Source organism: Leptolyngbya sp. KIOST-1 (assembly GCF_000763385.1).
Taxonomy (GTDB): Bacteria; Cyanobacteriota; Cyanobacteriia; order Phormidesmidales; family Phormidesmidaceae; genus Nodosilinea.
Map to the genome: position 1 here is coordinate 705,258 of NZ_JQFA01000004.1, position 13,861 is coordinate 719,118.

A 13,861-nucleotide genomic window follows, 5' to 3' on the forward strand; every position below is an offset into this window, starting at 1 on the left:
TCCTGAAGTTGGCTTTGTTAGTAGTTTTGAGGGATGGATTGTGGCTCTCTTCCAAAAGTTTTTATATGTTTTTTCGGGTAATCGCCGTCAGCTAATTTTTTTGGTTTTCATTTTTTTGCTTACATCCATTCTGGAAGCTTTCGGAATAGGATTGCTTGGTCCTTTTCTGAATTTGGCGGGAAACCCCGAGAAAGTTGTTCGAGACAACTTCTTTTTCTCATGGGCCTATCAAGTTCTCGAACCGGCAATGCTTTCCAGTCTAGTGGTCTGGTTTGGGCTTTTTATCATTGTTATATTTATACTTAAGAGTATTATTTACTTCTTGAGTAAGCGTTACTCGTATAAAATTCTCTTTTTTCAAGTGGCTGCTATTCAAGAGCGCTTGTTTGATACATATATTCTTGCCCCTTACGATTTTCATCTATCTAGAAACTCAGCAGATTATACAAATAAGATTGCTGGTGAAGCGTCAAGATTCGGATTCATGTTTGCTTTTCCAATGGTGGAGTCTTTCTCTCACGTAATCTTGATTGCAACACTACTGGTGCTAATGGCAAGAACTAATATTCTGCTATTGGTTATTTCGATGCTTTCTCTCTTTCCTGCTTTCTTAGTCCTTTCTTTCCTAATGAAGCGGCTAAAAACATGGGGGCGTCTGTCCACAATAGCTCGGGAAGAGACTATTAAGGCCGTCAATCATGGATTGGGAGGTATAAAAGAAACTCGAGTGTTTGGCTGTGAAGATTACTTTCGGAAAGGCCTTAAGCAACACGTTTATCAAGAGGCAGAAGTCCAAGTTCTCTATCAAAGTGCCCAATTCGTTCCTCGAATTATGATCGAGGCTCTCTTGGTAATCGCAATTGTCGGCTTCGTATGTGCTTCGCAACTTACGCCAAATCAAGATTTTCAATCTACTCTTTCTAGCATGGGGGTTTTTGCTGTTGCATCATTGCGTTTGATTCCAGTCGCTAGTAATCTTGCCCAGTGCATTGGAAGTTTGCGCAACTCTTCCCATACCCTAGATATTGTTTATTTAGATCTCAAGGAGATTGAAGACGAGAACTGGAAGAAGCAAAAAGATTCCTTTGAAATTCGAAATCAGGTTGCTGATGCGTCAGGTCGGAATCGAACGCTAAGCTATTCCAAGGGTTTAGAGATCGCTGAAGTTTTTTATCAATATCCCAATTCCACAAAGCCTTCTTTAAAAGGTATTTCAATGGAAATCAAAAAGGGTGAGTCAATTGGTTTAATTGGAAAATCTGGAGCAGGAAAAACCACCCTGGTTGATGTCATCCTTGGTCTTCTGACTCCACAGCAGGGAGATATAAGAGTTGATGGTCAGTCTATCTACAAAAACCTCTCAGAATGGAGGAATTTGGTGGGCTACATCCCTCAAACTATTTTCTTGACCGATGATACTATTGAAAAGAATATTGCCTTTGGTGTACCTAGTGAAAAGATTGACCAGAGTCAATTATGGTACGCTATAAAGGCGGCTCAACTAGATTCTTTCATCGCAGATTTGCCCGACGGAATAAACACTAGCGTTGGAGAGCGCGGTGTACGATTGTCTGGGGGACAGCGACAACGCATTGGGATTGCCCGGGCTTTGTACCATCAAAGGGAAATTTTAGTATTAGATGAAGCAACATCCGCTTTGGATAACGAAACTGAGCAGTTAATTAGTAATTCGATTAGGGCATTGGCTGGATCTAAGACTCTGATTATTATCGCTCACCGGCTGTCTACCATTGAACATTGCGATCGCATTTACGTACTTGAGAAAGGCACCGTGGCTCGCTCTGGAACTTACGCTGATGTCGTCCTTGCTCCTCAAGCCTAACCTTGCTTAACCCTGGATGCTAATAGGTGCATAGACACTGGGCTTAGTCAAAGGATGGTTCGGAATAGCCGGGGATTGTGCTTTGGGTGCACAGTCTCCGGCTTTCGCTATTGCTAGAACCGCCTAGTACTCTGCGGCGTAAGTTGGTCAACCACTTCTGACACCTGGCACCCAATACCTACAGCAGGGGTTGTTATGTTTCTGCCCACCAATACTAGCAGTTTTGCGGCTGTCGACCCTTTATTCCGCTGGTTCTGCCAGTGGGTCTGATTCGGTGGTGCGAGACTGTAAAAGGGCTTCACGACTGAGGCAGTTTTGGCTGTTGTAGTTGATCTCAACAACAACCTGATACAGGGTGTTGCTTGCCAGTGAATTGTTCTCCCGATTGGCCCGTTGCTGAAAGTCCTGTAGAGCCTGCTCGGCTGCCTGGTTAAGGAAGGGATAGCCTGTGCTCTTCAGGACTGTGGTCCAGAGTTTAAGGCCTTCAGTTTCATCGGGAACTCCTACCATGCCGATGAGTCCATTAGAAGGCTCGGGGGCTAAACACAGGCGACCTGTATAGGGAACTTCAATGGTTAGGGGGGCTGGAGCCTCAGCGACGGTATCTCCTAGCTTGCTTCGCACGGTTTGCAGCCAGGCAGATTTCGCCGTTTCGACATCTGCAGCGCTGGTTTGCTCATCGCTAAACTCCACTCGAGCTAGCAACTCACTGGCTTGGTTTTGATTTGAAGCACTGGGGGCAGCCGAGCTGGAGGGATTTAATGGCGCGCTAGTGGCTGTGTTGTTCTGATTTCTATCCTGGCGCAGCTCCAGATCGGCGGCACTGGGTTGGTTGGTTCCATCTGGGGTTGAGGCTGTCGGGGTTGAGGCTGAGGGGGTGGAGTTTTCGGGAGTCGTTTCGGCCTGTTGCCCTAGGCTGCCGGTACTGGGTCTGCCGGGCAAGTTAGAGGTTCGGGGAGACAGCCTAATCGTTGAACTGCCAGGAGAAATGTATGGAGAAATTCTGCTTGAAAAAGAACTGGAGGGGAGTTGAGGAGTCGGGATTTTGATCGATGCGCCAAAGTCTGAGCCTGGCTCTAGGGGCAGACTGTTGCCTGAAGGTGGAAACAGGCTAAATAAATCGTCGTCGTTGCCTGGCAGCAGCGAGTAGTTAGGAGCAGAAAAATCTGGAATGCGGTTTTGCTCCTCGGCTGTCAGCTCAATGAGTGGCACCCGGCGCTCTTCCAATTCGGGAGTTTGACCGCCTAAGGCCGTCATATTGAGGCTCGAAAAAGAGGGACCAGCGGCAAAAAGAGCCCCATGAAAACCCAGGGACGCAATGGCGGCAATCCACTGAGGTTGACGAAGGGTGGTGAGCAACTGGCTGAGTTGGGGTGCAGTGAGTGGATTCATTGCGGGTACGCGGCCTGCGGTGGACGTGGTGTTTTGACTTAACCCTAGGGGCTTGGGTTCCTAGTTCTAGGGTAGCGGATTTGCCCCTGACCTAATGACCATGAGACTGAAGTAGGGAAGATTGAGATGGGGATGGGGCGTGAGGGGACGATAGATGCGTTGGTTGGGCTGAGTGGCGTTGACGATGACCCAACTCTGCTCTAACAACTGTCGCTGTTTCAGGAGTTGCCACACTTCGGAGTAGACCGACCCGACTTTCAGGAGTACAACGACATCGGCCCAGCCCAGAACCGTGTTAAGGTCGGCAACAGCGTAGATTGCGGGCAGCACGACCAGCTTGTCGGACTGGACGGTGAGGGGAAGGCCCAGGGCGCTAACGGCGGCCATGGGCGAGCAAATGCCGGGAACCCGATTGATGGATACCGTGGGATAGCGCCGTTCTAGGTCAAGGGCTAAATAGTTAAAGGTGCCGTAAAAACTCAGGTCTCCCTCGCAGGCAAAGACCACCTGCTGTCCCTGGTTCAGGTGCTGCCAGATGCGATCGCCGGCCTTTTGCCAGGCGCTGGCGAGTTCGTGCTGGTCTTGAACGTAGGGAAACTCCAGGGGCAGCAGTCGCTGGGTTCCCAGATGCGGCGTGACAATCTGCTGGGCCAGGCCAGGCTGCCCGTTGCGGCCCTGGGGAAAGGCAACCACATCGGCGGTTTGGAGGCATTTCAGAGCCTTGAGCGTCAGCAGATCAGGGTCGCCTGGACCAACACCAATCCCGGTGAGGGTGCCGAGGGGGTAGGCGTGGTCAGTGGGAGAGGGTGTAGACATAGATTGCGGTTGCAGCCAGACAATTTGCGATCGCCCCAGGCCAGCCACCCGAGTATGGCTGGGCAGAGGTGGAACTACCGGTATTGGGGTATCGGGTTCCAGGTTCCACGGATCAGAAATAACCGGTTGACTGATGCCATGAAGTACGAGTCTATTGGGACGGGGGGTGACGGTAGCGATCGCAGCCCAGCCTAAGCGTCGGGCGCAGTTTTGGCACTACCCTCAGACCGATCCTTACCATCCTTGGCGGCTGGCTCAGTCGCTGGCTCAGGGGTTCTCTTGATGGCGGCAGGGGCTGAACTGTTGGGCAGCACCGCGGCCAGATCCTCAGCCTCGGACGGTCGGCTTTGGGGGGGGCGGGGAATCGCCTCGACCAGGGGTACTGTTTCCAGGGTTAGGCGGGAGGGCTGAATGCCCCCGGCTAGCTGTTTGAGCAGTTTAGGCTTAGAGTCGTGCCACAGATAAATAATCCGATCGCCCACCTCCCAACCCTCGTGGTCTAGCACCACCCGCAGCCGGTCACCGCGTTCTACCAGCAGAGGCACCATGCTACCACTTTGCACAAGCGTGGCCAGATGCGTGATTTGCAGGTCGGTGTTCTCCGGCTGTAGACGGGTTTCGCCCAGGCGTACCTCGCCATCGCTGAGGTAAGTATTCCACTGTTTCAGGGAGACATATGGGGTTTGGGCCCCCTTGAGCTGGCCCTTGTTGGGCAGATCCCCCAGGCTCTTGTCCTGGGGGACTACGGCGATGACCCGGGCGGGTTGAAATTCCTCCAGGGCGCGCTGGGCGACCACTGCATTGACCTCGCCGTTTTTAGTGATGGCTAAGAAGGTGCCCGCCTTGTCTAAACCAGCTTTTTCTAAGGCATCGCGATCGAGGGCACTGCTGATCAACAGCTCAATACCTTCTTTCTCGGCCGCCTCGCCGGTTGACTCGTTGGTGTCGATCATCACCACCGGGTCGCCATACTCCTTGATCAGACGGGCAATCAGCAGACTCAAGGGGCTGCATCCCACAATTACCGCACCCACAGCGTCGGCTTTGGTAATGCCCAGCCAGCGCGCTACTAGCCGTGCGGTCAACCCCTGAACCAGCACCGTCAGAATGATGGTGAGAAAGACCAGCGCCTTGATGGCGTCCCCCCCGCTGATGCCGCGCTCGGTGAGCAAAATTGCAAACAGAGAAGCCACGGAGGCGGAGACAATACCCCGGGGAGCGACCCAGCCCAAAAATAGCTTTTGTCGCCAATTGAGGTCACTGGAGCGAGTACACAGCCAAACGTTGATGGGCCGCACGATGACCATCAGCACCAGCACCGTTAACACCGCACCTCGGCCCAGGGCAAACACACTGGCAATGGAGAGGTCGGCGGCCAACAAAATAAACAAGACCGACACGGCCAGCACAGTCAGCTGCCCCTTAAACCGGCGCAGTAGCCGTTCATCGGGAACCGACAGCCAGCGCACCATCATCCCGGCCACGACGGTGGCCATCAGCCCCGACTCACTGCGAATGCTCTGAGCCAGCCCAAACAGGCCCCACAGCCCTGCCAACACGACCAGATTGCGCAGATCTTCGCCCAAAAAACTGGCCCGCTTGAGCAGAAGACCGATCGCGCCACCGCCCACCACCCCAATCAGAGTGCCGATACCCAGCCGCAGAATCAGTCCGCCGACCACGGTGGTAGGATCGGCATCCCCATTGAGAATAATGTCTAGCACCACCACAGCCAGAATAGCCCCAACGGGATCGATCAGCACCCCCTCCCCTTCCAGGAGGGTGGCAACTCTGCGATCGACCTCCACCTGGCGCAGCAAAGGGCTGATCACCGTGGGGCCTGTAACGACGACCAGGGAGGCGTAGAGAAAGGCCAGGGACCAGGGAAATTCCCCCAGCCAGTGGGCGGCCATGCCACCTCCGATCAGGGTGATGAAAATGCCCACGGTCACCAGGTTCCGGAGGCTATTGGAGACCTGGCCCAGCTCGCTCAACTCCAGGCTCAGCCCTCCCTCAAAGAGGATCAGGGCAACACTGAGCGCCACAATGACCTCTAAACCCACCCCCAGATCCTGGGGATGGAGCAGCCCCAGGCCGTCCGGTCCCAGCCCAATACCAAACATCAGCAGGAAAATAATGCTGGGAACCCTGGCGATCTCCCCAATCACCTGGGCCGTAACTCCGGCCAACACCGTGAGTACGATCTGTAGGGTGAGGGCAAAGGAAGTGTCCATAGGCGTATAGGGTAACACCCCTACTGTGGCAGACCAGGGGGATTATCGCCAGGTCGCGGTGAGGGGGTTAAGGGCGCAGCAGCAGATAGTATAGGCGCCCCGGGGTGTTGATGCGCCCAGCCAGTTCTCCCGCCTGGGGGCCCGTGCCAATGAACATATCGACCCGGCCCGGGCCCAGGATCGCTCCGCCCGTATCCTGGTCGAGCACCAGGCGGGTAGTGGGCTGAGCGATCCAATCGCCCTGGGGCGTCGGCTGAGGAAGCGGCACCTGAATGATGGCGGCGGCTCCCGGAGGCAGTAGCGACTTGTCAGTGGCGATGGAGTAGCCTGCAGTTACCGGCACGCTGAGACTGCCTGTGGGCGGCCCACCGCTGCCCTCACGAAAGAAAATAAACCGCTCGTTCTGGGGCAGATACCGATCCAGATCCTCGGGATGGGCCTTAAAGTAGGCGATTAAGTTGGGCAGCGACAGCGTTTCTGGGTCGATTTTGCCGTCGTTTACCAGGGCGCGGCCAATGCTGGTGTAGGGATACTCGGTGCGGCCTGCGTAGCCCACCGACAGCTCCCGACCATCGGTGAGCTGTAGCCTGGCGGACCCCTGCACCTGAACCAAAAAGGCTTCTAGCCGGTCGGCCAGCCACACCAGCTCCAGCCCTGCCAGGGGACCTTGGCTACCCGCCAACCCATCGCCCCCTTCCAGCTCCAGGCGAGTGGGGTGGGGCTGGGGCCAGCTCTCCAGGCCGGGCGGGCGGCGGTAGAGGGGATAGCGAAACTCGGCGGTGGGGACGAGGTTGGCCCGGTACTGGGGTTCAAAGTACCCCGTATAGGCAACGGTGCCGTTGCCGTCGGTACCGATGGATTCGTAGAGGACAAATTCGCGTCGCAGGGCCGTTTGGAAGACCTGGCTGCTGGGACTGGTGGCGACCAGCTGGCGCAGGCGCTGTAGACTACGCCACACGCGATCGCGGGTAATGCCCGGCACGGGGTGGTTCTGATAGTCCTGGGCAGCCTTGGGCGTGGCCAGGTAGGCCAGGCTGTGGTTAATGGCCTGGAGGAACGCCTGGCGATCGCCGGGCAGCATGAGGGTGGGCCAGATGGCTTCCGCTGCGGTCGCCGCAACGGGGCGCAGGGGTACCTCGACTGGGGCCTGACTGGCCGCGATCGAGGTGTCCAGTGCGGACGGCTGATCTGCTCTAGCCAGGGCAGAGCGCGGCAGCACCCATCCGAGGGGGATCAGAGCTATGGCTGTGCCCAGGCCCACAGCCCAGGTCCACCCCCTGGCGCTAAGTTGAAATCTATTACCCATCAAAACCGTTCAACGCTGGAGCTAAACACGGGCTCGACCCGAATGGCGCTAATCCGAGAGGGGCGAACCACCATGTATTCGCCGGGATTAACTTTGGGCAGGGGCACCGTGATGAATTCGTCGGAGGTGGCTTTGGGCATGAGTTCACCGCTGTACCACTTCTGGAAATCCTGAATGGAGGAAAAGCGCACCTCTTCGTGGTGGCCGCCATCAAACAGCATGTGAATGATGTACTCACTGGGCGTTCTTGGCATGGGAGATTGCGATCCTTCAGTTCATCGCCCCTATTATGGGCTGTTTGCCTCCCAAAACTACCACGGGCCCAGGCAGAATTTTGGGTTTACCATCGGGGACTGGCCAGGGGCGCACCTAGGGAATGGGCGTGGCATTTAGCAGGTCAGCCACCAGCCGCTGGGGTTGGTGGTGCCCCGCCGGGATTAACCGGTGGGCCAGCACGTGGGGGGCCAGTTGTTTGGCGTCGTCGGGGATGGCATAACTGCGCCCTTCCAGGTAGGCCAGGGCCTGAACGGCCCGGTAGAAGGCCACCGACCCCCGCGGGCTGACCCCGAGGGTAATCTCGCTGTGGCTGCGGGTCGCTCTGACGAGATCCAGAATGTAGCGCTGTAGAGACCCTTCTACGGTTACCTGGCTGCACTCCTGGCGCAGGGCCATCACTTCGTCCAGGGTGATGCAGGGTTGAATGGTCTGGGGAGAGGCGCTGCCCATCAGCCGTTGGAGCATGCTCAGCTCTTCGTCTGGGGTAGGGTACCCGAGGCTAAAGGACAGCGCAAAGCGGTCCATCTGAGCCTCGGGCAGCGGAAACGTTCCCTGGTATTCCACCGGGTTTTGGGTTGCGATCACAAAAAAGGGGTCGGGCACCGGACGCGATCGCCCGTCCAGCGTGACCTGATGTTCTTCCATTACTTCCAGCAGCGCCGATTGGGTCCGGGGGGTGGCCCGGTTAATTTCGTCGGCCAGCAGAATGTTGGCAAACACAGGTCCCGGCAAAAACTGAAACTCACCGTTGCTGGGGTTCCAGATATTGGTGCCGGTCACATCGGTGGGCAGCAGGTCGGGGGTGCATTGAATGCGCTGAAATTTGCCGTCGATGCAGCGGGCGAGGGACTTGGCCAGGAGGGTTTTGCCTACCCCTGGCACGTCTTCTAGTAGGGCATGCCCCCCCGAAAACAGCGCCACCAGCACGAGCCGAATTGAATCTGACTTGCCAACGACGGTCTTATTTAAATTCTGGACTAGCGTTTCAATCCGCTCACGCATGCTGTTAATCCCTGCTATACCAAGTCCAAATCGAGGGTCATAGGTTTACAAACCATTCCAGACTATCGTTTACCCCTGGACTTGGCGGTGATCTGTGTAGGCTTATGATGCCCCGATCGCCCCCAGACTGCCTACAGGCGATCGCGCCAATTCTCCCAGAGCTTGCTGGCAGTCCTGTTGAATTTGAGATTTGAGGGCATCGAGGGACTCAAACCTTTGCTCTGGCCGCAAAAAGCTCTGTAAATGTACCTCCAGAGTTTTACCGTAGAGGTTTCCAGCCCAGTTCAGCAAATGGACCTCGGTGGTAAGGGCCACGCCTTTGACGGTGGGCCGCATGCCCAGGTTCATCACGCCGGGGACCAGATCGTAGGGGGTTTGGTTCGCCCCCTGCACCCAAACACTATAAACCCCTGTCTGAGGTAAAAACTTATCGGCTGGCAGCAGCAGGTTCGCCGTGGGAAAGCCCAGGGTGCGCCCCAGTTGCTCCCCCTGAACCACTCGGCCCACCAGGCTGTAGGGGCGGCCGAGCAGCGCCCTGACTGTTTTCAAGTCAGCGGTTGACAACGCCTGACGAATCTGAGAACTGCTGATGCGATCGGTTCCCCAACAGGTTAGCGGGGCGACATGAACCGCTACGCCGTAGCGAGCAGCCAGGGTTTTTAGATCGTCAACGGTGCCCTGACGCCTGCGGCCAAAGCAAAAGTCTTTGCCGACGCTAATGCTGGTAACCCGCAGTTGCTCAATCAGCAGCGATTCCACAAACTCCTGGGGGGAGAGGCTGGCCAGCGCCTGGTCGAAGGGGAGCAGCACGAGTTGACCAATGCCCAGGCGGGCGATCTGGGCCGCTTTTTCGGGCAGGGGGGTCAGCAGCGGACGAGCCTGCCCCGAAAAAAACTCCTGGGGGTGGGGGAAAAAGGTCATCACCGTGGGCATGGGGGTGACGGCTGCCCCGGCTGGCGGTCGGGCGATCTCAGCCCCGCCGCTCGGGTTCAGCCCCCGCTGGCGGGTGCTCAGGCCCTGTAGGGTGGCTTGGCTCCGGTTAGAGTCCGACGATGACGGCTGAACCGACGGCTCCACCACTGGAGCGATCGCGCCGATTACGGCCTGATGCCCCAGATGAACGCCGTCAAAGTTCCCCAAAGCAACGGCCGTTGGGGTAATCGCTGTCGTAAGAGAAGACGTAATCCACACGCTTTACATTTTTACACAGACTGCTGCCCTCGCGTGGGCAATCACGGCCTGGGCTACGGGACAGACCCCTGGCGCCTGGAGCACTATAACCGATCGCCAGCCTGGAGCGTGCTTAGCCGCTCGTGACCCGTGACGGCTGCGGCAGGTGGCTGGCAGCGGTCAAATTCAGCACCATGCCTTCGCGGGCAACCACAGCCCCAGGAAAAGCCGCAAGGGTTTCAGCGGCCACCTCATCCATAAAATCGTCGTCGTGGGCCGGGTCGTGGTGAAAAATCACCAGGGTTTTGACCCCAGCGGCCTGGGCCACCTTGACCGCCTCCTGCCAGGTGGAGTGGCCCCAGCCCACCTTGCTGGATTTCGGGTCGTAGTACTCCTCGTCGGTGTAGGTGGAGTCGTAGATCATGACGTCGGCATCGCGCGCCAGCCACAGGACGTTGTCGTCTAGCCGGTCGGGGTAGTGCTCGGTATCGGTGATGTAGGCGGCCACCTGATCCTGCCAGGTGACCCGATACCCAACCGCCTCGCCGGGGTGGTTAAGCAGGGCGTTTTGGATGGTGATGTCGCCGATGTGGAGAGTTTCGCCGACGTCAATGTCGCAGAACTTGAGGTCAGCGCCCATCACCTGCAGCGGCACCGGAAAGTTGGGATGCAGCATTTGGTCGTTGAGGCGCTGCTCAATGGTAGAGCCATTGGGCGCGATCGCACCGTAGATATTGAACCGATTGCCGCGGACGAAAGCGGGCACAAAGAAGGGAAAGCCCTGAATGTGGTCCCAGTGGGAGTGCGTAAAGAAAAGATTGGCTTCCACCGGCATTTCCTTGAGCAGGGAAAGACCCAGCTCGCGCAACCCTGTACCGCCGTCAAAAATGAGCCGATGTCCCCCCAGCAGCATCTCCACACAGGAGGTGTTGCCGCCGTAGCGTACGGTAGACGCCCCAGGACAGGCGATGCTTCCGCGAACGCCCCAGAACCGGACTAAAAACTGCTCGGTTAGCTCAGCCATGAATCTCTCGGGATTGGAAAAGCATGGAACATCGGTCTAAAAAATTACAGATGCGCCTCGGGGTAGAGCATTGACCTGAGATTCCTCTAATAGTAATGAACTCTCTTCGAAATCGTCACGATGGGTGGGCCACCTGATCTGCGGAATCTCGGCGTGGTACAAGCCGGAAGTAGCTTTAGTTTGCCCGGAAACGAGATCAGATTTCGCCTCCGACAATGTTCTTCGGTCTAAATTTTCCCTAGAGCGTGTCATCCATTACGGTCAAAAGCTCGGTATACCAAGCTTTGCCATGTCCGACCCAAACAACAGGCTAGGGGCTGTAGCCCTTAATTTTTGGGCATTTGGCAGCTAATTGATGACAGCCCCTAGTCTGAATTTCTGGGGCATGGACTACTCTGGCAGCAGAGAGCGTCGCCCCTCGGCCAAATCTAGCAGATCGCCCACGGCGGTCAGGTTGTATTGCAGGGGTGTAACCGAAATGTAGCGATCGTGAATGGCCTGGACGTCGGTGGGGATGGTGGCCAGGGACTGCTTGAGGGGCGGCGGCCAGCCCTGGTTAGGCAGGGGGTCTTCAATGTCGGCAATGGCCTCTCCGGCTAACCAGTAGTAGGTCTTACCCCGAGGGTCGAGGCGCTTTTCAAACTGATCAAAGTAGCGACGAATGCCCTGACGGGTGATTTTTGCTCCCCGGATGTCGCTGGCGGCGACCGCTGGCACGTTGATGTTGAGCAGTAGGGGGGCCGTAGCGGGAAAGCGATCGCGATCGGCCAGCAGGGCGCAAATGAAGTCAGCGGCGGGGGTAAAGCTGCCCTGGGTAAAGCTGGTCAGGCTGACGGCGATGGACGGGATGCCCTCCATCACCCCCTCCATCGCCGCCGACACCGTGCCCGAATAGACCACGTCGGTACCCAGATTGGCTCCGTGGTTGATGCCCGATACCACCACGTCGGGCAGACTGGGCATCAGCGCCCCCAGGGCTAATTTGACGCAGTCAGCGGGCGTCCCAGAACAGCTCCAGGCTTGAATGTTGTGCTCAAACAGGGAGTCTATCAACTCGGCCCGAATCGGTTTGTGCATCGTCAGTCCGTGACCGGTGGCCGATCGCTCGCGATCGGGGCACACCACCGTGACCTGATGCCCGGCAGTCGCCAGAGCGGTAGCCAGAGTCCGCATACCCAGGGCAAAAATCCCGTCGTCGTTGCTGATCAGAATGTTCATGACTGTTCCCCCACCACACTAGAATAGTCAAAGTCTGGGGATGCCAAACGACCCGTTGGGACCAACCTCAGCGGTTATTCCCCACCCCACTGTTGTTGCACAATACACCTAGAATGACCTCCGCACCCACCCAGCTCGAAGCTGATTTGATCGCCATGAAGCAGGCGGCTCAGGGCGCGATCGCCGCGGCCACCACCCTCGACGAACTGGAACAGCTGCGGATTGGCTACCTGGGCAAAAAAGGCCAGCTTTCCAAGGTTCTGGGGGGAATGGGCAAGCTCTCCGCCGAAGACCGTCCCCGCATTGGCGGCCTGGCCAACGAGGTCAAAGACCTGATTCAAACCCAGCTAGACCAGGGCAAGGCCACCCTGGAAGCGGCCCGCATTGAGGCCCAGCTAGCGACTGAGACCCTGGATGTCACCATGCCGGGAATTTTTCAGCCCCAGGGGCGCGTTCACCCCATCAACAGCATCATCGATCGCATCGTCGATATCTTTGTGGGCTTGGGTTACACCGTGGCTGACGGTCCCGAAATTGAAACCGACTACTACAACTTCGAAGCCCTCAACTTTTTGCCCGATCACCCCGCCCGCGACATGCAGGATACCCTCTACCTGCCCAACGGCCACCTGATGCGGACCCACACTTCCAACACCCAAATTCGCTACATGCAGGCCAACGAGCCCCCTCTACGGGCGGTGGCGATTGGGCGCTGCTACCGGCGCGATACCGTCGATGCCACCCACGCCGCCGTGTTCCACCAGATTGAGTTCTTTGCGGTTGATACCGACATCACCTTCACCGACCTGCGCGGCACCATCAAGGTCTTTCTGGAGGCCCTCTACGGCGATATCCCGGTCCGGTTCCGTCCCAGCTATTTTCCCTTCACCGAGCCCTCCGCTGAGGTAGATGTGCAGTGGCAGGGCAAATGGCTGGAGGTCTTGGGCTGTGGCATGATTGACCCCAACGTGCTCAAGTCAGTAGGCTATGACCCCGAGGTTTATACCGGTTTTGCCGCTGGCCTGGGGGTGGAACGTCTGGCCATGGTGCAGCACCAAATTGACGATATTCGCCGCCTTTACACCAGTGATCTGCGGTTTTTACGCCAGTTTTAGCAGGCTTCGGGCGGTGTAGCAGCGGCAAAGGCATTGGGGCTAGTGCTGCTACTCGGCGTTCGCAACGAAACGTTCAGAGTAAAGAATCGTTAGTGCGCCAGTAAGCCCTGTGGGGTTTGCTGGCGCGCCACGCAATCTACCAGTCTAGGATTGGCAGACCAGGAATCGTTCCGGGATAAACTCTGCAGGACATCTAGCCCGTAGCCCTTAACCGCCCCAACTCAGGCGCGGTCGCTGACTGTGGATGGTAGCTCCAGTTAAACCTTTGGCAGCAATATAGCCATCGCCAGAACGGTTAGGACAGAACCAATGCCCCTGAAGCGATGGCTATACGCCATTGCGCCGCCCCAGTTTTTGCCTTTGGAAGAGGCCAATGTCCTAAGCGCAATGGCCATCGCTATAAATCTACAGCGGCACAGAAAGTTTTTTCGATACAAAATGCAGCCAAAACTCTGTATACAATGG

At 56.9% G+C, this 13,861-nt stretch carries 11 protein-coding genes; 2 read left to right on the forward strand and 9 right to left on the reverse strand.

The window, feature by feature from the left end:
- Nucleotides 1–40: 40 nt before the first annotated feature.
- Entirely contained in the window at nt 41–1,843 is a 1,803-nt protein-coding gene (locus NF78_RS20130) for an ABC transporter ATP-binding protein (protein WP_225885381.1), read from the forward strand.
- Nucleotides 1,844–2,083: 240 nt separating this feature from the next.
- On the opposite strand, the gene NF78_RS20135 is transcribed toward NF78_RS20130, so the two are convergent.
- From NF78_RS20135 to surE, 9 genes are all read right to left on the reverse strand, one after another.
- Complete coding sequence (locus NF78_RS20135; RefSeq protein WP_156119895.1) at nt 2,084–3,202, reverse strand: hypothetical protein; 1,119 nt, start codon at nt 3,200–3,202, stop codon at nt 2,084–2,086.
- A 99-nt stretch (nt 3,203–3,301) separates the two neighbouring features.
- Nucleotides 3,302–4,051: a precorrin-2 C(20)-methyltransferase gene (locus tag NF78_RS20140; protein ID WP_052051001.1), complete on the reverse strand. Its 750-nt coding sequence runs from the start codon at nt 4,049–4,051 to the stop codon at nt 3,302–3,304.
- A 191-nt stretch (nt 4,052–4,242) separates the two neighbouring features.
- The gene (locus NF78_RS20145) at nt 4,243–6,285 is read right to left on the reverse strand and encodes a cation:proton antiporter (protein ID WP_081972783.1); all 2,043 of its coding nucleotides are present in this window, start codon (nt 6,283–6,285) and stop codon (nt 4,243–4,245) included.
- Nucleotides 6,286–6,352: 67 nt separating this feature from the next.
- Complete coding sequence (locus NF78_RS20150; protein WP_225885382.1) at nt 6,353–7,504, reverse strand: murein transglycosylase A; 1,152 nt, start codon at nt 7,502–7,504, stop codon at nt 6,353–6,355.
- 86 nt (nt 7,505–7,590) lie between these two features.
- Nucleotides 7,591–7,845 (reverse strand): hypothetical protein, encoded by a 255-nt coding sequence (locus tag NF78_RS20155; RefSeq protein WP_035991187.1) that lies wholly within the window; start codon nt 7,843–7,845, stop codon nt 7,591–7,593.
- Nucleotides 7,846–7,960: 115 nt separating this feature from the next.
- Complete coding sequence (locus tag NF78_RS20160; RefSeq protein ID WP_035991189.1) at nt 7,961–8,869, reverse strand: AAA family ATPase; 909 nt, start codon at nt 8,867–8,869, stop codon at nt 7,961–7,963.
- Between the two features lie 102 nt (nt 8,870–8,971).
- Nucleotides 8,972–10,060 carry a bifunctional riboflavin kinase/FAD synthetase gene (locus NF78_RS20165; RefSeq protein WP_035991190.1) on the reverse strand — a complete coding sequence of 363 codons (1,089 nt, stop codon included), beginning with the start codon at nt 10,058–10,060 and terminating at the stop codon, nt 8,972–8,974.
- A gap of 112 nt (nt 10,061–10,172) precedes the next feature.
- A complete protein-coding gene (locus NF78_RS20170) occupies nt 10,173–11,063 on the reverse strand; it encodes an MBL fold metallo-hydrolase (protein ID WP_035991192.1) in 891 nt (296 codons plus the stop codon).
- Nucleotides 11,064–11,453: 390 nt separating this feature from the next.
- Nucleotides 11,454–12,281, reverse strand: coding sequence for a 5'/3'-nucleotidase SurE (gene surE, locus NF78_RS20175; protein ID WP_035991194.1), 828 nt, complete (start codon nt 12,279–12,281; stop codon nt 11,454–11,456).
- A 113-nt stretch (nt 12,282–12,394) separates the two neighbouring features.
- Between surE and pheS the strand changes: the two genes are divergently transcribed.
- The gene (gene pheS, locus NF78_RS20180) at nt 12,395–13,396 is read left to right on the forward strand and encodes a phenylalanine--tRNA ligase subunit alpha (protein ID WP_035991196.1); all 1,002 of its coding nucleotides are present in this window, start codon (nt 12,395–12,397) and stop codon (nt 13,394–13,396) included.
- Nucleotides 13,397–13,861 lie beyond the last annotated feature (465 nt).